At 58.7% G+C, this 24,891-nt stretch carries 17 protein-coding genes, 2 pseudogenes and 1 riboswitch; of the genes and pseudogenes, 14 read left to right on the top strand and 5 right to left on the bottom strand.

Going from position 1 to position 24,891, the window contains the following annotated elements; genetic code table 11:
• Positions 1-17: 17 nt before the first annotated feature.
• From RWV98_RS19415 to RWV98_RS07680, 11 genes and pseudogenes are all read left to right on the top strand, one after another.
• Positions 18-227, top strand: a pseudogene (locus RWV98_RS19415) (adenosylcobinamide-GDP ribazoletransferase); the annotation flags it as partial.
• Positions 228-294: 67 nt separating this feature from the next.
• Complete coding sequence (locus tag RWV98_RS07635; RefSeq protein WP_317864973.1) at positions 295-720, top strand: adenosylcobinamide-GDP ribazoletransferase; 426 nt, start codon at positions 295-297, stop codon at positions 718-720.
• Positions 717-1,046 (top strand): bifunctional adenosylcobinamide kinase/adenosylcobinamide-phosphate guanylyltransferase, encoded by a 330-nt coding sequence (locus tag RWV98_RS07640; RefSeq protein ID WP_317864975.1) that lies wholly within the window; start codon positions 717-719, stop codon positions 1,044-1,046. Before RWV98_RS07635 ends, RWV98_RS07640 begins: the two co-directional genes overlap by 4 nt.
• Entirely contained in the window at positions 1,043-1,726 is a 684-nt protein-coding gene (gene cbiB / locus RWV98_RS07645; protein WP_317864977.1) for an adenosylcobinamide-phosphate synthase CbiB, read from the top strand. Before RWV98_RS07640 ends, cbiB begins: the two co-directional genes overlap by 4 nt.
• Before the next feature lie 13 nt (positions 1,727-1,739).
• Entirely contained in the window at positions 1,740-2,006 is a 267-nt protein-coding gene (locus RWV98_RS07650) for a cobalamin biosynthesis protein (RefSeq protein ID WP_317865717.1), read from the top strand.
• A 497-nt stretch (positions 2,007-2,503) separates the two neighbouring features.
• A complete protein-coding gene (locus RWV98_RS07655; protein ID WP_317864978.1) occupies positions 2,504-3,568 on the top strand; it encodes a pyridoxal phosphate-dependent aminotransferase in 1,065 nt (354 codons plus the stop codon).
• Positions 3,568-5,066, top strand: a pseudogene (locus RWV98_RS07660) (cobyric acid synthase). The gene RWV98_RS07655 and the pseudogene RWV98_RS07660 overlap by 1 nt, the downstream one beginning before the upstream one ends.
• Entirely contained in the window at positions 5,063-5,698 is a 636-nt protein-coding gene (locus RWV98_RS07665) for a precorrin-8X methylmutase (protein ID WP_317864979.1), read from the top strand. The pseudogene RWV98_RS07660 and the gene RWV98_RS07665 overlap by 4 nt, the downstream one beginning before the upstream one ends.
• A gap of 3 nt (positions 5,699-5,701) precedes the next feature.
• A complete protein-coding gene (locus RWV98_RS07670; RefSeq protein ID WP_317864981.1) occupies positions 5,702-6,469 on the top strand; it encodes a sirohydrochlorin cobaltochelatase in 768 nt (255 codons plus the stop codon).
• 131 nt (positions 6,470-6,600) lie between these two features.
• Positions 6,601-6,690, top strand: a riboswitch (cyclic di-GMP riboswitch).
• Positions 6,691-6,786: 96 nt separating this feature from the next.
• A complete protein-coding gene (locus RWV98_RS07675) occupies positions 6,787-11,706 on the top strand; it encodes a M60 family metallopeptidase (protein WP_317864983.1) in 4,920 nt (1,639 codons plus the stop codon).
• Positions 11,706-13,349 (top strand): S-layer homology domain-containing protein, encoded by a 1,644-nt coding sequence (locus RWV98_RS07680; protein WP_317864985.1) that lies wholly within the window; start codon positions 11,706-11,708, stop codon positions 13,347-13,349. The genes RWV98_RS07675 and RWV98_RS07680 overlap by 1 nt, the downstream gene beginning before the upstream one ends.
• Before the next feature lie 62 nt (positions 13,350-13,411).
• Here the strand turns inward: RWV98_RS07680 and RWV98_RS07685 are convergent, their stop codons facing one another.
• The gene (locus tag RWV98_RS07685; protein WP_317864987.1) at positions 13,412-14,311 is read right to left on the bottom strand and encodes a PHP domain-containing protein; all 900 of its coding nucleotides are present in this window, start codon (positions 14,309-14,311) and stop codon (positions 13,412-13,414) included.
• A gap of 172 nt (positions 14,312-14,483) precedes the next feature.
• Here RWV98_RS07685 and RWV98_RS07690 point away from each other — a divergent pair, with 172 nt between their 5' ends.
• The gene (locus RWV98_RS07690; protein ID WP_305147413.1) at positions 14,484-15,737 is read left to right on the top strand and encodes a DUF4317 domain-containing protein; all 1,254 of its coding nucleotides are present in this window, start codon (positions 14,484-14,486) and stop codon (positions 15,735-15,737) included.
• Between the two features lie 420 nt (positions 15,738-16,157).
• Positions 16,158-17,546: a ribosome small subunit-dependent GTPase A gene (rsgA, locus tag RWV98_RS07695; RefSeq protein WP_317864989.1), complete on the top strand. Its 1,389-nt coding sequence runs from the start codon at positions 16,158-16,160 to the stop codon at positions 17,544-17,546.
• 211 nt (positions 17,547-17,757) lie between these two features.
• Here rsgA and RWV98_RS07700 read toward each other — a convergent pair whose 3' ends face one another.
• From RWV98_RS07700 to RWV98_RS07715, 4 genes are all read right to left on the bottom strand, one after another.
• Positions 17,758-19,428: a sensor domain-containing diguanylate cyclase gene (locus RWV98_RS07700; protein ID WP_317864991.1), complete on the bottom strand. Its 1,671-nt coding sequence runs from the start codon at positions 19,426-19,428 to the stop codon at positions 17,758-17,760.
• A 604-nt stretch (positions 19,429-20,032) separates the two neighbouring features.
• Positions 20,033-20,503, bottom strand: a complete 471-nt coding sequence (locus tag RWV98_RS07705) for a VOC family protein (RefSeq protein WP_317864993.1) — start codon at positions 20,501-20,503, stop codon at positions 20,033-20,035.
• A 3-nt stretch (positions 20,504-20,506) separates the two neighbouring features.
• The gene (locus RWV98_RS07710; protein ID WP_317864995.1) at positions 20,507-21,328 is read right to left on the bottom strand and encodes a helix-turn-helix domain-containing protein; all 822 of its coding nucleotides are present in this window, start codon (positions 21,326-21,328) and stop codon (positions 20,507-20,509) included.
• 145 nt (positions 21,329-21,473) lie between these two features.
• Positions 21,474-22,916 carry a nicotinate phosphoribosyltransferase gene (locus RWV98_RS07715; protein WP_317864997.1) on the bottom strand — a complete coding sequence of 481 codons (1,443 nt, stop codon included), beginning with the start codon at positions 22,914-22,916 and terminating at the stop codon, positions 21,474-21,476.
• A gap of 699 nt (positions 22,917-23,615) precedes the next feature.
• Here RWV98_RS07715 and RWV98_RS07720 point away from each other — a divergent pair.
• Positions 23,616-24,866 (top strand): argininosuccinate synthase, encoded by a 1,251-nt coding sequence (locus RWV98_RS07720; RefSeq protein ID WP_317864999.1) that lies wholly within the window; start codon positions 23,616-23,618, stop codon positions 24,864-24,866.
• Positions 24,867-24,891: the final 25 nt, after the last annotated feature.

Consider the following 24,891-nt stretch of genomic DNA (forward strand, 5'->3'; position numbering starts at 1 on the left):
ATTGGGAAAAGAAAACCATGCGCTGGGCGCTGAGCTTTTTGCCGCTGGTCGGCTTGCTGATCGGCGCGGCGCAGTGGCTTTGGTTTTGGTTCTGCGCCAAGCATGGCGCGGCGGGGCTTTTCTATGCCGTGGGCGCCATGCTGCTGCCGCTCGTCCTTTCGGGCGGCATCCATCTGGATGGCTTCACGGACACGTGCGACGCGCTCTGCTCGCACGCGGACCGTGAAAAAAAGCTGCAAATCATGAAGGACCCGCACGTCGGCGCGTTCGGGCCCCTGTGGCTGACGGCTTTTTTTGCTGGCCGAAACGGCCTGTTTTGCCCAGCTTTACCAGAAGCCCGCGCTCCTGCCGTTCGCCCTTACGGGCTTTGCGCTCTCGCGCGCGCTCGGCGGGCGGGAGATCGTCGCGCTTCCCTGCGCCAAGGAATCCGGCCTTGCCCATCTATTCGCGGAGGGGAGCGATAAAAAAGCCGTCGCGGCGACGCTGCTGCTCGAAACGGCGGTTCTTTTCGCCGCCGCCGTTCTTTGGCTGCGCGCTTCGCCCGGCGGCGTGGGCGCGGTTTGCGTGGGGGCGCTTGTTTTGCTGGCCGGGTATTGGCTGCACGGCAGGCTGTGCCGGGACGTATTCGGCGGAATCACGGGCGATTTGGCGGGCTTTTTCATTTCGCTGGCCGAGCTTTTTTGCCTATTTTTCGCCGCTGTGGGAGGACTTTCGTTATGACCGTACTGTTCATCGGGGGCGCTTATCAGGGCAAGGCGGCGCTGGCCAAGCGCCTGTATCCGGCCTTGCCGCTGGAAACGAATTTGCAGGACCGGGTCCGCGAGGAACTGGAAAACGGCCGCGACCCGATGGCGCTCAAAGCCCGCCTTTTGGGTAAGGCGGTCACCTGCGACGAGACCGGCTGCGGCGTGGTGCCGGTCGACCCGGCCATGGAGGGCTGGCGCGAAGCCGTGGGGCGGCTGTGCTGCGCGCTCGCCGCGGAGGCGGACGCCGTGGTTCGCGTGATCGCGGGCGTGCCTCAATGGATCAAGGGGGAAGCGCCGTGACCATTACCTTTGCCGTAATTCTCGGATTTTTGCTGGACGCCGCCTTGGGCGACCCAAAGGGCGCTTGGCACCCGGCCTGCCTGATCGGGCGGCTGATTTCGCTTTTGGAGCGGGCGCTGCGGCGGCTGTTCCCCAAAACGCCGCGCGGCGAAACCGCGGCGGGCGTTTTGCTGTGGCTTTTGACGTGTGGGGTAAGCTTTGCGCTTCCCTTTTTCGCGCTGCGTCTGCTGTCCCGCCGGCATTTTTGGCTGGCCTTTGCGCTGCAAACGGCGCTTTGCTGGCTGCTGTTCGCGCGCAAAAGTCTCATGCGCGCGGGCGAGCATGTGCGCCGGGCGCTCAGCGTTTCGCTTGAGGAGGGGAGAACGGCCGTTTCGTGGTACGTGGGCCGCGACACGGGCGAGCTGGACGAGGCGGGCGTGACCAAGGCGGCGGTTGAGACCGTGGCCGAAAACCTGACCGACGGCGTGGTTTCGCCCTTGGTGTTCATGCTGCTCGGCGGCGCGCCGCTCGGTATGCTGTACAAGGCGGTGAACACGCTCGATTCCATGGTCGGCTATCACAATGAAAAGTACGAGTACTTTGGCAAGTTTGCGGCCAAAATGGATGATATCTGCAACTTTATCCCCGCCAGATTGGCCGCCGTGTGTTTGATCGCCGCGGCGGGGCTTTTTACGGTTTGACAGCCGGAACGCGCTGCGCGTTTGCCGCCGCGACCGGTCAAAGCACAAAAGCCCGAACGCCGGACAGACCGAAGCCGCCTGCGCGGGCGCGCTGCATGTGCAGCTCGGCGGGGATGCGAAGTATTTCGGCAAGGTGGTCAAAAAACAGGCCTTCGGCGACCCGGACCGCCGCATCGCCCCGATCGATATCACCCGCGCGTGCGATCTGATGACCATGGCGAGCGTGCTGGCGCTCACGCTGTGCTGCGCGGTGCGGCAGCTGCTCACGTGGCCGATGTGACAGATTTCGATCGAAACCACGCTTTCGATTGAGTATTCCGGCTGCGGCGCGCGCCTTTCAGGCACACTTCTACGCCGGTTTGTTAGCTCGTAGGCCTCAATCCATTGACCGACGCTGTGCGTCGATCAAATGCAAAACCGTGATACATGCTCAATGTCATTTAGATAAGGGAAACGCATAGGAAAAAACAAGGGGTTCACCGAGCTAGTAGGGCGCGCCGCCCTCGGCGCGCCGTGCTCGAAGGGACGTAACACTTCCTGAGAAACCATGTGCCCTCGCTCGGCCGTACCGGCCTGTTTGATGCTCTCACTTATCCCGGTGCTTCGCTCTCGGCGCGCCGAGGGCGGCGCGCCCTACTTTTTATGTGATGGCGTTACCATTTTGCTTTGCCTGACCTTATCTTAATGACATTGGTCACTTCGCTCCGCCGGACCGGCGTGTTTTTCGCGCCCATGTGGGTCGGCGCTTCGTTATTTGATAGGAAAGGGGTAAACTACATGCAATATCAGCACGGGGGCGATGTGTATTCCTATGCCGAAGGGCACGGGGGCGCGCTGCCGACCGATCTTTCGGCGAATATCAACCCCTATGGGCCGCCCGAAAGCGTTTTAGCAGCGCTGCATGACGCGGTGGCGCTCTGCGGCCGGTACCCCGACCCCTATTGCCGCGCGGCGCGGCGCGCGGTCGGCGCGCGGGAGGGGATAGACCCCGCGTGGATCTACCCCGGCAACGGCGCGGCCGACGTGCTCGACCGGCTGGCGCTTGTTTTACGCCCGAAAACCGCGCTGCTGCTCGCGCCCACCTTCGCCGAATATGAGCGCGCGCTCGGCGCGTGCGAAACGCGCTTTCACGCCCTGCGCGAAGAGGAGGGCTTCGCCCTGACCGAGCGCATCCTGACCGACCTTGCGCCCGCGCCGGACGCGGTGTTCCTCTGCAACCCGAACAACCCGACCGGCCGCGCCGTCGACCCCGCGCTGATGCGTAAAATCGCGGCGGTTTGCGAAAAAAACGATATCTGGCTGATCGTGGACGAGTGCTTTTCGGATTTTTTGACCGATGAAGCGCGGCATACGCTGAAGGATTTGCTGCCGCGCCATCAAAAGCTGGTGCTGCTGCGCGCCTACACCAAAATGTACGCCGTGCCCGGCGTGCGCTTTGGCTGGTGCATGACGGCGAACCGTGATTTGATCGAAGCGCTGTATCAGGCGGGCCAGCCGTGGAACGTGTCGGTGTTCGCGCAGGCCTGCGCGGTCGCGGCGGCGGGCGAAGCGGCGTTCGCACGGGATTCCGCGCAGAGAATCGCGGCGGAACGGGCGTTTTTAAGAACCGAGCTGGGCGCGCGGGGGCTTTGGGTCTGTCCGGGCGAGGCAAACTACCTGCTTTTCCGCGCTCCGGACGAGTCGCTTGCCGAAAAGCTTGCGGCGCGGGGCGTAATGGTGCGGGACTGCTCCAATTACCGGGGTCTCGCGCGCGGCTATTACCGCGCCGCCGTGCGCGGTAGGGCGGAGAGCGCGGCGCTTCTAGCCGCGCTCGACACGCTGAACGAGGGAGGAATGGACTGATGGCAAGGGCGATCATGGTACAGGGCACGGCGTCCAACACGGGCAAAAGCCTGCTGACCGCCGCGCTTTGCCGTATTTTCCGGCAGGACGGCCTGCGCGCCGCGCCGTTCAAGGCGCAGAACATGGCGCTCAATTCCTTTATCACGGCGGATGGGTTCGAGATCGGCCGGGCGCAGGCCATGCAGGCCGAAGCCGCCGGTATCCCGCCCGATGTGCGCATGAATCCGGTGCTGCTCAAACCGTCGAGCGACGTCGGTTCGCAGGTGATCGTGAACGGCGTGGCGCGCGGGCACTACACGGCGCGGAAGTATTGGGGCCAAAAAAAGCGCTGATCCCGCAGGTGCGGCAGGCGTATGAAAGCCTAGCCGCCGAATACGACGTGATCGTGATCGAGGGCGCGGGCAGCCCGGCGGAGATCAACCTAAAGCAGGATGATTTCGTCAACATGGGCATGGCGCGGATTGCAAACGCGCCCGTGCTGCTCGTCGGCGATATCGACCGGGGCGGCGTGTTCGCCGCGCTGTACGGCACGGTCATGCTGCTGGACGAGGCGGAGCGCGCGCGCATTCGCGGGCTGATCATCAACAAGTTCCGGGGCGACCCGGAGATACTAAAGCCGGGGCTTGGGCAGCTCGAAGCGCTCACCGGCAAGCCGGTCGCGGGCGTGGTGCCGTGGACGCCGCTCGATCTCGACGAGGAGGATTCGCTGTCCGATACGCTGCGGCAGGACGGCGGGCGGGAGCCCTTATGCGTCGCGGTCGTGCGGCTGCCGCGCCTGTCGAATTTTACAGATTTTGCGGCGCTGGGCCATGTGCCGGGCGTTGGCGTGCGCTATGCCGCCCGCCCGCAAGAGCTTATGAACGCCGATCTGATCATCCTGCCCGGCACCAAGAGTACGCTGTCGGACCTAAAGTGGCTGCGCGAAAGCGGCATGGAAGCCGCGATTTTAAAGCGGCACGCGGCGGGCGCGCCGGTGTTCGGCGTGTGCGGCGGCTACCAGATGCTGGGCGAAACGATCAGCGACCCCGAAGGGGCCGAGGGCGGCGGCGAAATGCGCGGCCTTGGCCTATTGCCGGTCGATACCGTGTTCCGCCCGGAAAAAACGACCGTGCAGGCGGCGGGCGCGCTGCAAACCATAGCGGGCGCGCTCGCGCCCCTTTCCGGCATGGCGGTGCAGGGGTATGAGATTCACATGGGCGAAACGGTTCGCCGTCCGGGCGCGCGGCCGCTGGTCACGCTGCGGCGCGGCGAAACGGAAATAGAGGACGGCTGCCAGGCGGAAAACGCCTACGGCACCTATCTGCACGGCGTGTTCGACGGGGAGGGCGTCGCCCAGCGGCTGGCCGAAACGCTTGCCGAAAAACGCGGCGTTACGCTCGCCGCCGCGCCCGTCAGCGAGGCGCAGTATAAGCAAACGCAGTATGACAAGCTGGCGGATACCGTGCGCGCGTCGCTCGATATGGCGCTTGTGTACCGTATTTTGGAGGAAAACGCATGAACATGAATTTAACGCCCGCCGAGATCGAGCGGCGCAGCTTCGAGATCATCGCGGAGGAGCTGGGCGGCCGCACCTTCCCGGCGGGGGAGCGCGAGGTGGTGTGCCGCGTCATCCACACCAGTGCGGATTTTGACTATGCGGAAAACCTGCGCTTTTCGCCGGACGCGGTGGAGCGCGGCAAAGCCGCCCTGCTTGCGGGCGCGACGGTCGTGACCGATACCAACATGGCTTTCGCGGGCGTCAACAAGGCGGCGCTGCAAACGTGCGGCGCGGCGGCGCGCTGCTTCATGGCGGAGGAGGACGTTGCGCGCGAAGCGAAGGCGCGCGGCGTGACCCGCGCCGTGGTTTCGATGGAGCGGGCGGCGGCGCTCGAAGGGCCGGTGATCTTCGCCATCGGCAACGCGCCCACCGCGCTCATTCGCCTGCACGAGCTGATACGCGAGGGCGCGGCGTCGCCCGCGCTCGTGATCGGCGTGCCGGTCGGCTTTGTCAACGTGGTGGAAGCCAAGGAGTTGTTTGTAGGCGGCGCAACGCCGCATATCATCGCGCGCGGACGCAAGGGCGGCTCTAATGTGGCGGCCGCCATCGTCAACGCGCTGCTGTATCAGATCACCGAGCGGGAGGGATTCTAAAGTATGGGCAAAAAAGCATTGGCGGCGGTCAGCTTCGGCACCAGCTACCCGCAGGCGCGCGAGGCGATCAGCCGGATCGAGCGGGCGCTCGCCGCGGCCCGGCCGGATTATCAGCTGTTCCGCGCGTTTACCTCGGGCATGGTGGCGGACCGGATCGAACGGGAAGAGGGCGTGCGCATTCCAAGCCCCGCGGCGCTCTTGGAGCGGCTCGCGGCGGAAGGGTACGACGAGGTGCTCTGCCAGAGCCTGCACGTGATCCCCGGGTTTGAATACGAAAAGCTGCAAAAGGCGATCGAGCCGTATGCGGCGCGGTTTAAAAAGCTGACGCTCGGCAAGCCGCTTTTGTGGGACACGAAGGATTATTTGCGCCTTTCGCGCGCGCTGCTCGCGCATATGCCGAAGCTTGGCGCGGACGAAGCGTTCGTTTGGATGGGCCACGGCACCGACCACCCGGCGAACGCGGCTTACGCGCTGCTGGAAAACACCTTCCGCTTTGACGGGGCGGAGCGCGTGTACGTCGCCACGGTCGAAGGGTTCCCGAATTTCGATTATGTGCTGCGCCGCCTGCACCGGCAGGGCGTGAGCCGCGTGCGGCTGGCCCCGCTGATGGTCGTCGCGGGCGATCACGCGCAGAACGATCTGGCCGGGCCGGAGGAGGATAGCTGGAAGTCCGTTTTGGAGAGCGAGGGCTACCACGTCCAGTGCGATCTGCGCGGCCTTGGCGAATACGAAGAGGTGGCCGCGCTGTTCGCGGCGCATCTGCCCGCGTAAGAACGTAGCGCCCACGCCCGCGTCCCGGAATATTTCGACAAAAGCCGCGTAAAAATCCAAAAATACACTTGATTACTCCTTAAAAGAATGATAAACTTTTTTTAACAAGAAAAGGGTTCGTTAAAAACTGAAACCGTGAATAGTAAAACCGGGGAAATCCGGCGACACAAAGCTACAGGGCCTACCCTCCCGTTTGGGGAGCACGGCTGCCAGCTGCCGCACAAACAGGCGTCCCATGGGGCTGTTTTCTGTCATTGTGCAGAAAGCAGCCCTTTTTGTGACGCATAATCGGGAAAAAGAGAGATGGAGTGAGAGAGATGAAGGCACAAAAGCGAATGTTATCCGTTCTTTTGGCGGGCGCCATGCTCGTATCGCCGGTTCTGCCGGCGGCAAGGGCTGTGGACGAGCCGGCAGGGCGCGGCGAAACGAGCGTTCGAGGCGGCATCAGCGCGACGCTGCGGCTGGATTATGCGCAGAAGCTGGATGAGATCAAAGAGCGAAACGTCAGCGTCACCCTGATGAAAACGCAGGACGGCAAAGTAACGGAAACGCTGGGCACCGTCGCGCTGGGGGACGGCGCGCGGACAGGGGCGCTCGACGCGGTTGTTTCCGCCCGCAATGCCGATGGCGGCGAGCTGGGCGGCAGCGAATGGCCCGGCTATCTGGACGTGTCTTTCGGCGATCTGCCGCGGGGAACATACAGCCTGCGCTTTTCCGGCACGGGGTATACGACCCATGAGCAGCCGGTCGATATGGATACTTACGCGCAGTCCGTCGTGCTCGGCACCGGCGACGGCACCTTTGGCCTTGGCGATGTGAACGGCGACGATAAGGTGGACGGCGCGGATTGGGACGAGCTGTCCGGCGCGTTGGGCGCCGTGGACGAGGAGCAAATCCGGCAGTATGATCTGAACGGCGATGGCAAGATCGATATCATCGACCTTGCCTATATCAGCCGCCAGAGCCATGCCGTGGGCGAAGCCGAAACGTATAACACCGTGCTGCTCGCGCCGCCCGTGCAAGCGGAGGCGTTAAAAAACGAACTGGAACAAACGCTTGTTATAACGGGCGACGTTGCAAACCTGTTTCAGGAGAATACCGAACCGGTCAAGCTGACCCCTAAGGAGGACGGCAAGCTCGACATCCCGATCGAGCTGGACAAGTCTGTCGAGATGGAGGTGATCGAGATCGCAACGCCCGAACAGGACGGCGCGATACAAAAGGGCACCGTCATTGTCGAGGATGAAAACGGTAAAAAGACCGAACACCCCTTTGACAACACCCTGCCAGAGGGCGTGCACGCCATCGGCCGGTCGGCCGGGAGCAACGTGGTCACGATCAACCTTGGCGGTAAGGTGGCGGTCAAAAAGGTCACGATCTCGGTCACGCAGACCGCAAGCGGCAACTACGCCGTGGTCGATACCATTCGCTTTTTGCAGGATATCGTGCCGGAAAACCCCGTCGCGCCGAACAGCGTGGTCAAAACCGTGACCGCCGCGGAGGGGGACGCGCAGGTTACCCTGAAATGGGGCGAGCTGCCCAATGTAACGGGCTATAAGGTGCTGTACAGCCTTAAGGAGGGCGGCGAGCCCAAGGAGCTGCATGTGGACGTGCCCACCGCCGTGGTAACGGGGCTTAAAAACCTGCAAACCTACGCGTTTACCGTCACCCCCACAAATGGGGAGTGGGAGGGCAGGCCGTCTCAGGTCGTCGAAGCCACGCCGCAGCCCGCCAAAGCGCCGGACGCGCCCGACATGGTAAGCGTGCAGGCGCTCGACGGCGCGCTGAACGTTACATGGGGTAAATCCAAGAACGCGACCGCGTACGAGGTCTACTATACGGATAAACAAAATGCTTCGGTAAAGGATTATGTCCGCGCGGGCGGCGCGCTCTCCGCGACCCATACGTCTGTTACCGGGCTAACGAACGATACAACGTATTATCTCTACGTCGTGGCCGTGAACGACGCCGGAAAAAGCGGCCCCTCCAAGATCGTGACCGGCACGCCGGCGGCGGTCAAGTACGGCGAACCCGCGGGCCTGCCCACGCAGCTGACCCGTATCACGCGCGATCAGGTGCAAAGCATCGCGTTGAAGGATACCGGCAACGTCAGCACATCCAAGAGCACCAAACCCTTTACGACGGATTACCTGATGGATGGGGATTATCAAACCAACTGGACCTCGCAGTCTTGGGGCGACGGCAACTATACCCGCAGCAAGCAGCTCATTTACACCTTCAAAGACCCGGTGGATCTAAGCTATGTGATCTATGTGCCCCGGGCGGACGGCTATGAGAACTGTATGCGCCTGTACGGCGTTACGGTCTGGGGCGAGGGCGACGACCTTGCCGGGCCGGGTACCGTGCTGGTTACGATGAACGGCAAAAACCAAACGCCGGTAAACGGTAAAATGGGCTCCGCGAAGGACGGCTACTTCGTCGCGCTGCCGTTCCCCGCGACCAAGGGCATCAAAAAGCTGGCCGTTGATATCGAGCAGACGGGGTACGGCGCGGTCGGCCTGTCCGAGGTCCTCTTCTTTGCGTACGATGAAACCAAGGATCTGGACAAACAGATCGACGGCCTGTTTGAAGATCAGGCCCATACCAAGCTGCGCGCGGGCGTGACGGCGCAGCAGATCAGCGATCTTTCCGCGGCGCTTGCCGGGGACGAGGGCTACTATCTCTATCCGAATACCATGAAGGACGAGCTGAAGCTGGCGCAGGAGCTGCTCGCCGGCCAGAGCGCGGGCGTGGTGCTGCGCGGCGTCACGGCGCGCAGCAGCAGCGCGGATTCCGCGAAGTACGGGCAGGGCGGCAGCGATCTGCAGCCGCTGGGCGCGGCGGCAAAGGCCGGGCAGGAGATCACGGTCTATGCCGAGGGCATTCCCGCGGGCGAAAGCGTCGCCCTGTGGGCAACGCAGTTCCACGCCGAGGCCGCCGCATGGCAGGCCAAGGTGGGCGAGCTGCAAAATGGGCGCAATGTGCTCACGGTGCCGCAGATCGGCAGCCAGACCACGCCGCGCGGCGGCAGCCTGTACTTTACCTATCATGGCGCGAACGGCGGGCAGATCACGCTGCACACGCGCCGGGCGACCGACGTGCCTGTTTTGGAGCTGGGTAACTGGCATACGCTGGACGAAGCCGGGCGCAAGGCGGTGCTCACGGCTTATGTACAGGAGCTTACCGCGTACACCAAGACGATCGCCGATAACGGCAAGCAAAACAACTGCCTGAACGTGACCGAGCTTTCCCTCCCCACGGTGCTGCTTTCCCTGCCCGCCACGGCTGTGATGGATAATACCGCGAAGGGCGGCGCGGAAGAACAGGTGCGGATTCTGTACGACAATGTCCTTGCGTGGGAACAGCTGATGCATATCGCCAAGACGACGCAGGGTATCGACAATACCTATGAAAAGAATGATATGACCTCCCGCCAGAATATCCGCTATATGCAGATGTTCGCAGGCGCGTTCATGTATGCCGCGGGCAGCCATGTGGGTGTGGAGTACGGCTCGTGCGGCGGGCTGGTATGCGGCAAGCCAGTGGACGATGCGACGACAGAGAAAAACCGGCTGTTCGGCTGGGGCGTTGCCCATGAGATCGGCCACAATATGGACAAGCTGGGCAAGGCCGAATGCACGAACAATATCTACTCGCTCATGGTGCAGACCTTCGACGGTAAGGATAACACCCTGCCCTCCCGCTTGGAGGGCGGCAAGTACCCGCAGATCTTCACCAAGGTTGCGGAAGGCTACCCCGGCGCGTCGGGCGACGTCTTTGTGCAGCTCGGCATGTATTGGCAGCTGCATCTGGCCTATGACAATGGGCAAAACGATGCAAATGGCCCCATGGATTTCTACAACCGCTTCTTCAAGGCTTGGAAGGCGGGCACATACTTTGCGGGCGCTGTAAGCTACGACGATAAGGTGGCGCTGACCGCCGCCGGAACCGCAAACAAAGACCTGACCGAGTTCTTCACCCGCTGGGGTATGCAGCTAAGCGAAAGCACGAAAACCAAGCTTAAGACCTACGAGAAGGAGCCGCGCGCTATCTGGTATCTGGACGACAACAGCCGCCGCGACCGTTTAAACAGCGTGCCGCAGGGCGCCGGCAGCATCATTGCCACGGCGAAAAAAGAGGGCGATCATCAGGTGGTTCTCTCCATGCGCGCCGATATGACAGCGGGTAAGGTACAGGGCTATGAGATTCGGCGAAACGATACCGTGATCGGCTTTACGACCGAAGCTACCTATACCGATGTGATCGGTTCGGCCAACCACATGAACTTTGCCTACACCGTGCAGGCCTACGATTCGCTGGGCAACGCCATTGGCGACGCGGTGCATGCGGGGGATATCCGCGTGGCCTACGATAAAACGCTGCGCGCCGATCAGTACACGATCGACCGCGACGTAGACACCGTGACGGTCACCCTGACCAATGGGCCAACCGCCGTGTCCGGCGTCAAGCTGGTCAGCGAAAAGGCGCTCCCGCAAACCGGCGGCTACACCGTTACCGTGACAACGGAGCACGGCGATGTGGTGGCAAAGCAGGGGGATTACGGCAAGAATGAAGCGGTGGACGATGCGGACAGCTACCTTGCCTACTTTAACAAGCCCGGTACGGACTCCGCGGACAGCCGCATCTGGACGTATGATGCGACGAAGGTCGTCATGACGAATGTGCCGGAAAACGCGGCCGTACAGCTCATCAGCTACGCCGGGGACGACGTGGCCTTTACCGAGGGCGGCGCGGCAGGTATCCTCAGCGCGGATTATGTTTACGGCACGGAAACGGATGACGTGATCAAAGCGGGCACGCTTGTGATCACCGGCACCTATCGCGGCGACCCTGTTTACAACACCCTGCGCGTCAAGGGCGAATTTACCGACAGCGCGCTGGATGCGAACGGGGAACCGCAAGAGCAAACCACCTTTCGCTATCTGGACGGCTACGCGCTCTTCTTCGCGGAGATACCGGAGGATAAGGAAGTAAGCGATATCAGCGACGGCGTCTTTATTTTCGTACCCAATGTGCAGCGGGAAGCGGAACTGCAAGGCGGGCAGTCGCACTGCGAGGGCGGCAGCCTGCTGCCCAGCCGCATGATGGCGGAGCTGAGCCGCACGGACGATCCAAATAGCGCGGAAAACCAGTACCTAACGGCCAGCACTAGCTGGATCAGCGCGCCCGGCGGGGATAGCCTGCCCACCATAGAACTGAAGGGGGCGATGGAATAATGCGGAAACGGATTCTTTGCGCGCTGACCGCGTTGCTTCTTGCCTGCCCCCTGATGACGCACCCGGCCCTTGCGGCCGGGGCGCAGGGCGCGCTTACGCTGGACTGCGTCCGCGAGGACGACGGGATCGTTCTTTCCGTGGACGGGCTGGATGGCAAAACCAATATCTATGCCGTGCAGCTCGATCTTACGCTGGACGGGCTGCACCCGGACGCCAGACTGATACCGGCCAGCGCGGATGTGCAGACCCCGGAAAAGAGCGCTACAACAGAAAACGGCAAAACACACCTGACCGTCTATCTCGATTCGCAGGTGCCTATAAACGAGGGAAAAACGCTGCCCCTCGGTACGCTGACCGCGTCAGACAGCGTGCCGCTGCCTGAAAAGGCGGAGCTGATTTTACTGGATCTATCGCTGCGAAAGGTCGCGTTTGCCGGCGCGCCCGCAGTCAGTCTGCCCGGCGGGGAGGACTCCGGCAACACCGGCGGCGACAGCGGCAGCACCGGCGGGGATTCGGGCAATACCGGCGGTGATTCGGGCGACACAGGCGGCGACAGCGGCAGCACCGGCGGGGACTCGGGCAACACCGGCGGCGCAGGCGGTGGCGGCGGTTCGTCGGGCGGCGGAGGCGGCGCGGGCAGCGCCGCCGAAACAGCCGGTAGCAACGAAACCGTTTCCGCCGGTTCGCAGGGGCAGGCGATCCTGACCCAAAAACAGCTCGAAAAAGTAAAGACATTGACCGTACAAAGCGGGGAAGCCTCGGTTTTCCTGCCGGAGAGCGCAGTCAAGGCGCTGCGGCAGGCGGGGACGGACGTGACGCTGACCCTCACTGCCGACGGCGCGGAGGGGCAGAGCAAAACCACACGGGCGCAAACCGGCGGCGCGCCGGTATATGCCTTTTCCAACGAGGCGGGGGGCAAGTATGTTGCGCTCGGCGGCGGCGTACAGCTCACCGCGCCGTTTGCTGGGAAGGGAACGCCCGTGGCCTATTCGCTCGGCGCGAACGGGAACCTGTCCCGGATGGGCGCGCTGACCGCGCAAAACGGCAGCGTGACGCTTGAACTGCCATCCGCCACAGCGGTGGCTGTTCTGGATATACGGCACCGCTTTGCCGACGTCGGCGGCTGGTACGAGGGGTATGTCAACACAATGGCGGCCAAGGGCGTCATGTCCGGTCTGGACGAGAAAACCTTTGGGCCCCAAAAGAATATGACGCGGGCCGAGCTGGTCACCACGCTGGCGCGTATCAGCGGGGGCAGCCTGCCGGAAGGCGCGGCTGCGGGCTTTGCGGATGTACCGGCGAACGCTTGGTACGCCCCCTATGTGGCGTGGGCGCATGAAAACGGCGTGGCGAACGGCATGACCGAAACCACGTTTGCGCCCGGCGGCGCGCTCACCCGCGAGCAGCTCGCGGTCATGCTGGTGCGTTTTGCCGGTATGCAGGGAACGACGCTTTCGCAGGAACAGCAGGCGGCGGAATTTGCGGATGCCGCCACAGTATCCGGCTACGCGGCGGACGCGGTGCGGCTGATGCAGCGTTCGGGCATCATCAGCGGCCGGGGCGATGGACGCTTTGACCCCAAGGGCACGGCCACCCGCGCCGAATGCGCGAAAATGCTTGCGGTCCTGATGGAAGAGCTCTGATCAAATAAAACAGCGGAGGTAAAACGCCGGTTCACGGTGTTTTTCCTCCGCTGTTTCGTTTGTTAAAGCAGGCTTTGCAGCTCGCCCAGCATTTCCTCGTCCGTAAGGGGGCAGCCGTGCACGCCGAGCCGGATGGAGGGCTTGGTCTTGCCGTGGTAATCGCTGCCGCAGGTGACAAACAGGCCGGCGGCCCTTGCCTTGTCCGCGTAAAAGCGGCGCGCATCGTCCGTGTGGTAGCTGCTGTAGGCTTCCACGCCGTCAATACCGGTTTTGAGAAGCCCCTCCAGCAGTTCGTCGTGGCCTTTCAGGTTGACGCCGGGGTGGGCCAGCACGGCGCGGCCGCCGTTCCGGTGGATCAGCGCGACCGTGTCCGGCAGCGTCGGAAAGGCAATGGGCGCGTAACAGGGCTTGCCCTGCGAATAAAAGTCCCAATAGAAATTGACAAAGGGATTATCCGAACGCGCGCCGCCCGGCCGGTAGGGCATAAGCAGCGGGTGCTCCGCGTATTCCGGCTTGCCCAGCAGCACCTCGCCGAACATTTCGCCCGTCCATATGCTCTGGTGGAACATGCCCTCGGCCAGCTTGTTCAGATCGGCTTCCGTGATGGCAAAGCCGAGCCGCCTCGTCGCTTCCAGCATGATGTGGGACGCTTTTTCGCCCTGCGCTTCGATGTTCTGCTCGATCCCGGCGAAATCCTCCGACGCGGCGTCGATCCCATAGCCGAGCACATGGAAATTCACGCCCGCAAAGGTGCAGTCGATCTCGATCGAAGGGATATAGGTGATACCGGCCGCCGCCGCGGCAGCCGCGCCTTCCGCGTTCGCGCGCGCGCAGTTGTGGTCCGATATGGCCATGATTTTTATGCCGCGTTCCGCGCACTGCCGCACCAGCTCCGCCGGGGAAAACTCGCCGTCGTCGCTGTAATGGCTGTGCATGTGCAGGTCGATACATTCTCCGTGCATGGTAGGTGCCATCCTTTCTCGTTTCGTAAGCTTACCCTAAGCATAGCTTATTTTGCCGTTGAATGCAAGGTGGATGAAGCTGGAATCTCCCGTTTTTCGCTTTGCAATCGCCGCCGAATCCTGCTATACTGGTAATGCACGAAAATCCCACTGCGAAAGGAATAGGACAGCGATGAACATCACCAAACGAGACGTGCTGGAGCTGCGCCGCAGGCTGAAAAAGACCGAGTGCTCGATCACCCGGATCTGCGGCTGCTATGTAAACAGCGGCAAGCAGACCGTTCTGAAATTCGACGAGCCGTTTTTGGATCTGGACGACGAGGAGTTTTTTAAATACTTAGAGATCGCCAAGAAAACGCTTTCCGGCTCGCTCGGCGCGAACCTGCTGGAGCTGGAATTCGACCGCACGGACGAAGCCGTGGAGCGGCAGCAATATCTGCTCGCCTTAAAGCAAAGCAAGCTGAAAAACGAGGAGCTGATCGACCGGCTGTACGAGCAGATCATCGAGCATTACGCCTATGCGGGCAATTACCTCATTCTTATTTACCATGATGTGTACGACGTGATGACCAAAACCACGGATAACATCAAGGTGGACGAGTCCGAGGAGGTCTATGAGTACCTGATCTGCTCGATCTGCCCGGTCGAGCTGTCCAAGCCCGGCCTCGGCTACCGCGAGGAGGAAAACCGCATCGGCGCGCGCGAGCGCGACTGGGTGGTCGGCCTGCCCGACCTGGGCTTTGTCTATCCCGCGTTCAGCGACCGGGGCAGCGATGTCAACGCGGTGATGTACTATGTCAAGACCGGCAAGGAGTCCCATCCCGAACTGGTCGAGCAGGTGCTCGGCTGCATCAGCCAGCGCACGGCGGCGGAGGAAAAGAAGGTATTCCACGAGGTTATTCAAAACGCCTTTGAGGAAGACGAGGACGAGGCGGACACGGCCCTATTGAAGATACAAAAAACGATCAGCGGTTTGGTGCTCGAATCCGAAGAGGATGAAGAAAGCGCCCCCGTCAGCCTGACGCGCGAAACGGTTTCCGGCCTGCTGGCCGAAGCCGAGGTGCCGGACGAGGCGCGCGAGCGCATCGAGCGCTCCTATGTGGAGGCGTTTGGCGATATGCCGCCGGTGGCGCACAACATCGTCGATAAAAAGATGGCGGAGGAAGCCGCGCGCCGCGAGCAAACCATGGCGCTCCAGCAAAAGGTAGAGGTCTTGCAGCAGCGGCTGCAAGAGGCGACGGGCGACCGCGCGGACGGAGAAAATCCGCCGTGGGCGGACGGCCAGCACAAGGAGATCATTTTGCAGCTGCCGGAGGACAAGCTGGACGCGGTCGAGACCCGCGTGCTGGACGGCCAAAAATGCATCGTGATCCCGGTGGAGGAGGGCGAATCCGCCCGCATCAACGGCGTGGAAAAAGAAATATAATTTTTGCGTTGCCACATTGCGGATGCTTGTCCGCAATGTGGCAATTTCAATTCAAAAAAACTCTTGCTTTTTGACCAGTTATCCGGTACAATAAAGAAAATCTATGTTTTGTGTTTATTTAGAAGGAGTGAGACTTTGTGTCGGCTATTGTTATGGCGGCTTGTCCCTAAAACAGAATAGTAACGATCTTTCGTGAATACTGTCGCGTGGGTTATCCGCGTATTGCAGGGCACGTCTGGCGTGTCTTTTTTTGCGCCCATTTTGCGCAATCCGGCACAATAGATGAAATCCCGCGGAGACAGGCTGAAAGGTCTGTTTCCGCGGGATTTTAGGGATAAGCGACATTTTGGAAAGGAGAATACCCATGAAAATTATATGCTTAACGGGCTAGAGCGCCCGTGTCTCAGGAGGAGACCAAACATGAATATCAAAAAATACGGCTTTCCGTCATCACATATCAGCGGCCAGAACGGCACCCCGGCGCGTATCACGGCCGTGCACCGCGGCTTTTTTGAGATCGTCTGCGATTACGGCACGGGCCTTGCCGGCCTGAAAACCGGCGCATACCGCACGGGCGGGGAAAATTTGCCCACCACGGGCGATTTTGTTCTGATTGATTGGCAGGCAAACGGTGAAAGCCGCATTTTGAAGACCCTGCCGCGCAAAACCTATTTTGCCCGTCTCGACCCATCCTCGTCCGGCCATGGCGAGCAGGCGGTAGCGGCAAATTTTGACTATGTGTTCCTGCTGCAATCACTGGACCGCGATTTTAATCCGCGCAGGCTCGAACGGTATCTGACGCTTTCGTGGCAGTCCGGCGCTACGCCGGTCGTGCTGCTGACCAAGGCGGACGGCACGGCGGACGCGGCGTCGTATCTCCGCGCCGTGCAAACGTCCGCGATCGGCGTGGAGGTATACGCGGTGAGCGCGAAAACCGGGGAAGGGCTTGATCGGTTGCAGTCTTATTTGCAGCCCGGCAAGACCATTGTATTTCTCGGTTCGTCCGGCGTGGGCAAGTCCACGTTGGTAAACGCGCTCGCGGGCGAGGCTGTGATGGAGACCGGCGGCATCCGTGAAAAGGATGGGCGGGGCAGACACACGACCAGCCGCCGCCAGCTTCTTTTGCTGCAAAGCGGCGTGATGGTGATCGACACGCCGGGCATGCGTGAGCTAGGGCTGTGGAACGCGGAGGGCGGCGTGGAAAAAAGCTTTGCCGATGTGGAACAGTTTTTGGGAAGCTGCAAGTTCAGCGATTGCCGCCACCAGAGCGAGCCGGGCTGCGCGATAAAAAAAGCCCTGCGTGCGGGCGAACTGTCCTATGACCGCTGGGAGAGCTACCAGAAGCTGCACATTGAAGCGCAGTACGCGGATGATAAGATCGGCTATTTGCGCCAAAAGGAGCAGCGCTTTAAGGAGATCGCCAAGCTGCAAAAAACGATGCTTGCGCAGGACTACCGGCACGCGCCCTGCACGGATAGCTTTATTTGCAAGGTATGCGGCGCGCCGGTATCGCCGCAGGATATGGGCAGCCGCCACCGCAACCATTGCCCGCACTGCCTGTCGAGCGTGCATTTGGATAACCGGCCCGGCGACCGGGCTTCGCTCTGTAAAGGGATCATGGACCCCGTCGCCGTGTGGGCACGCGGGAACGAGGAATGGGCGCTGATTCACCGCTGCCGCACATGCGGCACACTGCATTCCAACCGCATCGCGGCGGACGACAACGAGGCGCTGCTGCTTGAAATTGCGAACAAACCGCTATCCGCCACGCCCTTTGCCGATCCGGATGAAACGGACGGCGCGTGGTAAGCGCGCGGAGAAGGAGGCTTGCCGCATGGACATTTGGATCAAAGCATAACAGCAAGGGGGAAACGCCTGTTATGCCGCCTTGCGGATCGGAATCGGAAAATCCTATTTTATGCGCGCTGCGGCGCGAAGGGGTTCTTTGACACGCTGTAAAAGCGGCGGCTCTTAGTGAGCCGCCGCTTTTTGACTTTTTTACACAAAGCTGAGACAATTTCTATTGATTATAGATTTTGAACACTGCCCGGCCGGATTCTTTGGCGTCATATAGCGCAGTATCGGCATGCTGGTATAATTCTTCAAAAGTAATGCCGTCATGCGGATAGAAGGAAACACCAAGGCTGCAAGATACATTTCCTTTCCCCGGGTACGGCCTGTTCAGTTCATTGCAGAGATCGCTGATTCTCGGCAGCATCGCTTCTATGGACGCGATATTGCTTAGAAAAACTACGAATTCATCGCCGCCCAATCTTCCGCACAAATCATTTTTGCGCAATGATCGCTTCACCAGAGCCGTGGTTTCACGAATCACCTGATCGCCAAATTGATGGCCATATGCGTCGTTATGTTCCTTAAAATGGTCAATATCTAAGATAATCAACGCATGGCGAACAACGTAATCATTTCTGGATAAAATCTCCGTAACTTTACGGATAAAGGTTTCCCGCTTCAACGTGCCTGTCATCTCATCTATTTCAACCAACCTGTGTAATTTGATTTCCTCGCGTTTTTCTAGATCGATATTCCGCGTCATTAAAAATAGTTTTACATGGTTGTTGTATGGATCGGCAACCATCCGCACACTGGCGCGCACCCAGTACAGGCCGTTTTTCCCGATCCTGCGATACTCGATGCTGGCATCATACTCATGCTGATCATAGAATAACGCCAGAAGGCGGTTACGGTCAAAGAACCAATAAAATGCTTCCCGGTCTTCCTCGCAGACAAAGTGCTCCGCTATGTACAGGACCGTCCCGGTGTAAGTCTTTAACGACTTTAGATACTCCGGCGGCGCATCCCCGACCCCTTCCATTTGCTGATCGACCGTCATATCATATTCATAGTAGCCGATGGTCTTGCCTTCCTGATCCTTAAAATACTGGCTCCATTTCTGGTAAGTCAGCTCTTTTTCGCGCTGCTGTGTAATATCCTCCCCAGATATGATCGCACGTCTTGGTTTGCCATTATGATCGTAGATTAGGGTATATTTTGCAAAATACCATCCGATTGACCCGTCTTTTCTTCTTTTCCGCGTTACCGCTTGCCCTTCCTGTATTCCCTGTATCATTGCATGATAAAAACGATTGAACTCATCTATACTGTCCTCGGCAATGATGCCGCTTGCGGCAATGCTTTCCGGCACATCATATGTGATCTGCGCTAGTCCAAAAGTATTTGCCACTTTTTCCGATAAGATAAGGCGGCGCTCCGCAATATCAAATACATACATCATCTTATCGGTGAGCTCAAATGCGATTTGGCTCTCTTTAATACTCATGCGAAGCCGGTCTTCGAGTTGCTTATGCGCGGCAATATTTAATACCACACACACGATGCTGTCGGGTTGCGCCGTATTATACGTGCAGCGTACCACAAGCCATAATGATTTACCTGAACTATGTACGCCCTGATACTCCAGTTCAAATAAGGTTTCCTTATTATGCACATGCTCCATTACGCGTTCGTGGATATCTCTAAACTCAATAGCAGGGAGAATGAACTTCACAGTTGTAAAGCCGGCTTCTTGCGCATTTTCGGGTGTATAACCATAAATGTGATAATAGAACGGATTTGCATACAGCAATGTAAACTCTTCATCCAACGCCACTCGGCAAATTCCACAGGGCAAAGTGCGGAACATATTCTGATATTGCTCAAGCGATGCCATGATCATTCCTCCTCATACATGGTCGACAGCCAGCACTGTCATCAGGCATTGCATAGATCCTTCCACACAGTAACCGGACAAGGGTAATTACTTTTATCACATGAAACCTATTGATCTTTATTTATATTATATCAATTAAAATGGCTATAGCAACAAAATATTAGGCAAAATATCTAAAAACAAGGGAGCAAAAGCTTTTCAGCATATTTTATTCAACTTATCTGTTAAAGAAATAAGCTTTCATGTGAAAGAAAATAAAAAAGCAAAAAAAAACAGCGAGGCTGAGCCCCGGCAAAAGGGTTGCTCAACCTCGCTGTTTGCGTTAGATTTAATTTGTGAATAAAAAACCCAAGATGCAAGACCCGTATCGCGCCTGTTCTCTCAAAGAGAGGAAATCGACAACCGATCCACGGGTGATGATTGCATGGTGACCTAGAACGGAATATTTTCCACAGTATCCCAGATGCTTTTGAATTGGGTGTGAGTTGCTATTTTCTTTTTCCATAACCGTTCCGCGGTTTTCCTTTATTTTATCAATTTTCTGTTCCTTTTGCGTTTGTGTTACGTTGGGCGCGTTGCTGGCGGTTCTGCAATGCGTCCATTTTTATGCATTGAGATTAGGCGCAAACGGCCTTACGCTTTCAAGGGGGAACATCGTGCGTTCGGCGACTTCTTCAGCCGATAGGCCCTGACGGAAAAAGCGTTTGATTACCGTATTCATATCCTCTGCAATCTCCACAATATGCATGTCCGGGTCATATATCCGAAAATCGCGCTGCCCCCATGGATATTCCTTGATTTCATGCACCCATTGCAAGCCGGATATGGCTTTCATTGCGGCGTACGCCTCGTCCAGATCGGCCACTTCAAAATAGATTTGAAAGCTGTGCGACCGCGCCTTCACGCTATCCGCCGCCAAGCCGACGAGTTCGGCATACTCCTGTTGCAGAGAAAAACCTTCAAAAGCGACATGCGCGCCCATGTCCATGAGGGCGGTTTGGTGTAGCGCTTTTTCATAAAAGCGCTTTGAGGCGGCGATATCCTTCACCGCTAAAAGACAACCCTGATACTTCATTTTTCAATCCTCCTTTGAGGATATTGTAGGGTATATCTCCGTTCCGTCATAGTAAAAATCGGACATGGTCTTATAATACTCTTGCGGCGTTACGCCGCTGATCGCCTTGAAATCCTTATCAAAATGGGCTTGGTCGAAATAACCGGCTTGCTGCGACAAGGCGGCAAAATAGCAAGGCGCGCTTTGCATATGCTTTAATACATAGTTAAAGCGGGTCAAGCGCGCATAGTGTTTCATGTTCATGCCGATTTGGGCAAGAAACAAGCGGTTGAGCTGCCGTTCGCTGTAACCGGATCGCCGCGCCACTTCATTCACCTGCGCTTGTCCATGGCTGTCGGCGATCATGGCGGCGGCCAATAACAAAGCGTCCGAAACGACTGGCCGCTCCATCCGTTCATATAATATTTTTTCGCATCTCTGTACCAGCTCCGCTGTGGTTTTCGCCCTGACAAAGGCCTGATGCAGCGAAGCGAAAAGCGCGCTGTCGATGTCGGCAAGCGAAAGGCGTTTGCCCGCGAGCGCCGCTTGGCTTTGACGCGTGATCTGGTACAGGCCATAGGGGGAAAGCGAAATGAGCAGCAGGACTTGGTAACGGTTGGGTTCCGCACCCAACAAAACAGGGGATATGGATGCGCCCCACAGCTCGGCGGCGACCGCGGTCCCATCGAAGGCGAGCGACAGGGTTCCGCAAGCATTCGGCATTAGCGTGTACCGCGCCGCAAACGTGTCGCTCTTTGGAAATACGACGTTATAATACTGGATATAATTCCGCAGCCCCACAGGAGAGGGGAATAGCTGAAATTGCCTGTCATTTGGAAAGATCAAATCGTTTCCCCTTCTTCCTTAAAAAGTAAAACGGCGCGTTGCAAAATAAAAGAGTTTCCGTATGTCATTCTGAGGAGCGAAGTGACGAAGAATGACATGTATTGGAACATTTCTTATTTTGCAACGCGCCGTTTTGGTTATCGTTTTAGATGCGGCAGCTTTCCAGAAGCTGATTTTTGACCTGCCAAAGGTTTTTGGAAAGGTCGACGAAATAGGTCTGCGGGTTCTCAAAGCGCTTGACCTGATCCCAAAGCGTTTCAAGCTCGGCGGCGCAATAGGCGCGGATATCGTCGATATCCGGGCATTTATACACGCAGCGACCCTTCTTGAAAAGCTGCACGCGCAGCGGCCGGGCGGTAAAGTCGGTCACGATCTTCTGCTTCCATGTGTGGATGGGGTGGAACAGGGTATAGGGACGCTTTTCATCGATCGTTTCGTCGTGAATGGTGATCACATCGCCCACGGCTTTACCGGTTTGGTTATCAAACAGGCGGTAAACGTGCTTAAAGTGCGGCGTGGTGATCTTTTCAACGTTTTCCGATACTTTGATCTTGGGTACGACATCGCCCTCGCCGTTTTCGACCGCGGCAAGCTTGTACACGCCGCCGAACACGGGCTCGGACTTAGAAGTGATGAGCCGCTCGCCGATGCCGAAGGAATCGATCCGCGCGCCCTGCGTGATTAAATCGCGCACCAGATACTCGTCGAGCGAGTTGGAAGCCATGATCTGCATATCGGGGAAGCCCGCCTCGTCCAGCATTTCGCGCGCGCGAATGGACAGATAGGCGATATCGCCCGAATCAAGGCGGATGCCGCGCGGGCGGACACCCGTTTTTTCGATCATCTCCCGCGCGACGCGGATCGCGTTCGGCACGCCGCTTTTCAGCACATTATAGGTATCGACCAAAAAGACGCAGTTATCCGGGTAAATATCGGCGTAAGCCTTGAAGGCGTCGTATTCGCAATCGAACATCTGCACCCAAGAATGCGCCATCGTGCCGCCCGCGGGGATCTTATAATCCCGGTCGGCCAGCACGCAGGCGGTACCCTGACAGCCGCCGATGTAGGCCGCGCGCGCACCGTAAATCGCGCCGTCGTAGCCCTGCGCGCGGCGGGAGCCGAATTCCAGCACCACGCGGCCCTGCGCGGCGCGGGTGATGCGGCTGGCCTTGGTGGCAATCAGCGTTTGGTGGTTGATGGTGAGCAGCACCATGGTCTCCACGAATTGGGCCTGAATCATCGGCCCCGCGACCGTAACGAGCGGTTCGCCGGGGAAAACGGGCGTGCCCTCGGGCACGGCCCATACGTCGCATTCAAACTTAAAATTGCGCAAATAATCGAGGAAGGCCTCGGAAAAGCAGTTTCGCCCGCGCAGATAGGCAAGGTCGTCCTCGGTGAAGTGCAGGTTTTTGAAGTATTCAATCAGCTGCTGCACGCCGGCCATGATCGCGTACCCGCCGCCATCCGGCACGCGGCGGAAAAACATATCGAAATAAGCGCGGCGATCGGCCATTCCTTTCTCAAAGTAGCCGTGCGCCATCGTAAATTCGTAAAAGTCGGTCAGCATCGTGAGATTTTTCTCGGTCATTACAGCAGTCCCCCTGCTATTTTTATTCATCCGGCGTATCTGTCTTGACATGCCATATTACTCTCATAATAGACCTTTTTGGACTAAAGTGCAAGACCAAGTTTGCGTAAAATACCCCGCTGTGGGTTCAATGTCGTTTCGTGCCGGACAAGCAAGCGAAAAAAAGGCGATAAACGCCTCGTAGGCTCCCCTCCGACGAGGGCATATGCGTAAACTTAAGCAACACGCGATCTGGCCTTCCCCCCACGAGGGGAAGGTGGCGCGCGCCGTAGGCGCGTGACGAATGGGGGGCGTAACGAATAGCGCATTGGAAGGTTACTGCGCACATCAATACCAATGGTTCTTACGCCCCCCATCAGACCCGCGCTTCGCGCGGCCCAGCTTCCCCTCGTCGGGGGAAGCCCAAATGCATACGCTGCTTAAGTTTACGCTTATGCCCCGACGAGGGGAAGGCTAAAGAGACAGCGCCGCGCCTTTGTCTATTTGCTATATATTGAGGGCGAAATTTTGAGCATATCATACAACGAATGCATAAATATGCATTATATAAAATAATTATAAATTTGTGTTGCCAAACGGAAAGAATAGCGGTATAATATATCTGCTTAACAAACAGCAAAGCAAATTACCGCGATAGCAGCGGTTGCCCACACATAAAACTTGAAAAGCGAAAAATGAAACATATTGGAGGAAAGCGACATGGAAAAGAAGTATAATAAGGTAGTACTGGCGTATTCAGGCGGACTGGACACCTCGGTGCTGATCCCGTGGCTGAAGGAGCATTACGGCTGCGAAGTCATCGCGGTATCGGGCAACGTGGGGCAGGGGACCGAGCTGGACGGGCTGGAGGAGAAGGCCCTGAAAACCGGCGCATCCAAGCTGTACATAGAGGACCTGACGCGTGAATTCGTGGACGATTATATCATTCCGACCATGAAGGCGGGCGCTACTTATGAGCAGTACCTGCTCGGCACCAGCTTCGCGCGGCCGATCATTGCCAAGCGCATCGTCGAGATCGCTTTAAAGGAAGGCGCTGACGCGATCTGCCACGGCTGTACCGGCAAGGGCAACGATCAGGTGCGTTTTGAACTGGCCATCCACGCTTTCGCGCCGCAGATGGATATCATCGCGCCGTGGCGTTTCTGGGAGCTCAATTCCCGCGAGAAGGAGATCGCTTACGCGGAAGCGCACAATATCCCGCTGAAGATCAATAAGGAGACCAACTACTCCAAGGATAAGAACCTGTGGCACCTCAGCCACGAAGGCCTCGATCTGGAACTGCCCTCCAATGAAGCGCCGCTGAATCGTCCCGGCTTCCTCGAGCTGGGCGTTTCGCCCGAGCAGGCGCCCGATCAGCCGACCTATGTCGACATTCACTTTGAAAAGGGCGTGCCGACCGCGGTGAACGGCGAAGAGATGGATTCGGTCAAAATCATCGAAACGCTAAACCGGCTTGGCGGCGAAAACGGCGTCGGCATTCTTGATATCGTGGAAAACCGCCTTGTCGGCATGAAGAGCCGCGGCGTGTACGAGACCCCCGGCGGCGCTGTGCTGTACGCGGCGCACCAGAAGCTCGAGGAGATCACCCTCGATAAGGAGACCGCGCACTACAAGGCGCAGGTCGCGATGAAGTTCGGCGATTTGGTTTACAACGGCCAGTGGTACACCCCGCTGCGCAAGGCGCTTTCCGCTTTTGTTGATTCTACACAGGAAACCGTTACCGGCGACGTCAAGCTCAAGCTGTACAAGGGCAACATCATGCCGGCTTCCGTCACCTCGCCCTTCAGCCTGTATTCCGAGGACATGGCCACCTTTAACGAGGATGATTGCTACGATCAGGCCGATTCCGCCGGCTTTATCAATCTGTTCGGCCTGCCGCTCAAGGTGCGCGCGCTGAACGATCAGATGCTCGAAAAGAAGACCGGCGAGCACTTCCCGAGCGTAGACTAAATCCCGGACGCTTTCGCGTTACGAC

It is taken from the genome of Agathobaculum sp. NTUH-O15-33 (genome assembly GCF_033193315.1).
Lineage (GTDB): Bacteria > Bacillota > Clostridia > Oscillospirales > Butyricicoccaceae > Agathobaculum > Agathobaculum faecihominis_A.

What these genes read in the sequence shown, in the direction of transcription:
- RWV98_RS07640 (WP_317864975.1), top strand. Translation starts at nt 717, where the DNA reads ATGACCGTACTGTTCATCGGGGGCGCTTATCAGGGCAAGGCGGCGCTG.
- RWV98_RS07670 (WP_317864981.1), top strand. Translation starts at nt 5,702, where the DNA reads ATGGGCAAAAAAGCATTGGCGGCGGTCAGCTTCGGCACCAGCTACCCG.
- RWV98_RS07655 (WP_317864978.1), top strand. Translation starts at nt 2,504, where the DNA reads ATGCAATATCAGCACGGGGGCGATGTGTATTCCTATGCCGAAGGGCAC.
- rsgA (WP_317864989.1), top strand. Translation starts at nt 16,158, where the DNA reads ATGAATATCAAAAAATACGGCTTTCCGTCATCACATATCAGCGGCCAG.
- RWV98_RS07705 (WP_317864993.1), bottom strand. Translation starts at nt 20,503, where the DNA reads ATGAAGTATCAGGGTTGTCTTTTAGCGGTGAAGGATATCGCCGCCTCA.
- RWV98_RS07675 (WP_317864983.1), top strand. Translation starts at nt 6,787, where the DNA reads ATGAAGGCACAAAAGCGAATGTTATCCGTTCTTTTGGCGGGCGCCATG.
- RWV98_RS07700 (WP_317864991.1), bottom strand. Translation starts at nt 19,428, where the DNA reads ATGGCATCGCTTGAGCAATATCAGAATATGTTCCGCACTTTGCCCTGT.
- RWV98_RS07665 (WP_317864979.1), top strand. Translation starts at nt 5,063, where the DNA reads ATGAACATGAATTTAACGCCCGCCGAGATCGAGCGGCGCAGCTTCGAG.
- RWV98_RS07715 (WP_317864997.1), bottom strand. Translation starts at nt 22,916, where the DNA reads ATGACCGAGAAAAATCTCACGATGCTGACCGACTTTTACGAATTTACG.
- RWV98_RS07690 (WP_305147413.1), top strand. Translation starts at nt 14,484, where the DNA reads ATGAACATCACCAAACGAGACGTGCTGGAGCTGCGCCGCAGGCTGAAA.
- RWV98_RS07720 (WP_317864999.1), top strand. Translation starts at nt 23,616, where the DNA reads ATGGAAAAGAAGTATAATAAGGTAGTACTGGCGTATTCAGGCGGACTG.
- RWV98_RS07680 (WP_317864985.1), top strand. Translation starts at nt 11,706, where the DNA reads ATGCGGAAACGGATTCTTTGCGCGCTGACCGCGTTGCTTCTTGCCTGC.
- RWV98_RS07685 (WP_317864987.1), bottom strand. Translation starts at nt 14,311, where the DNA reads ATGCACGGAGAATGTATCGACCTGCACATGCACAGCCATTACAGCGAC.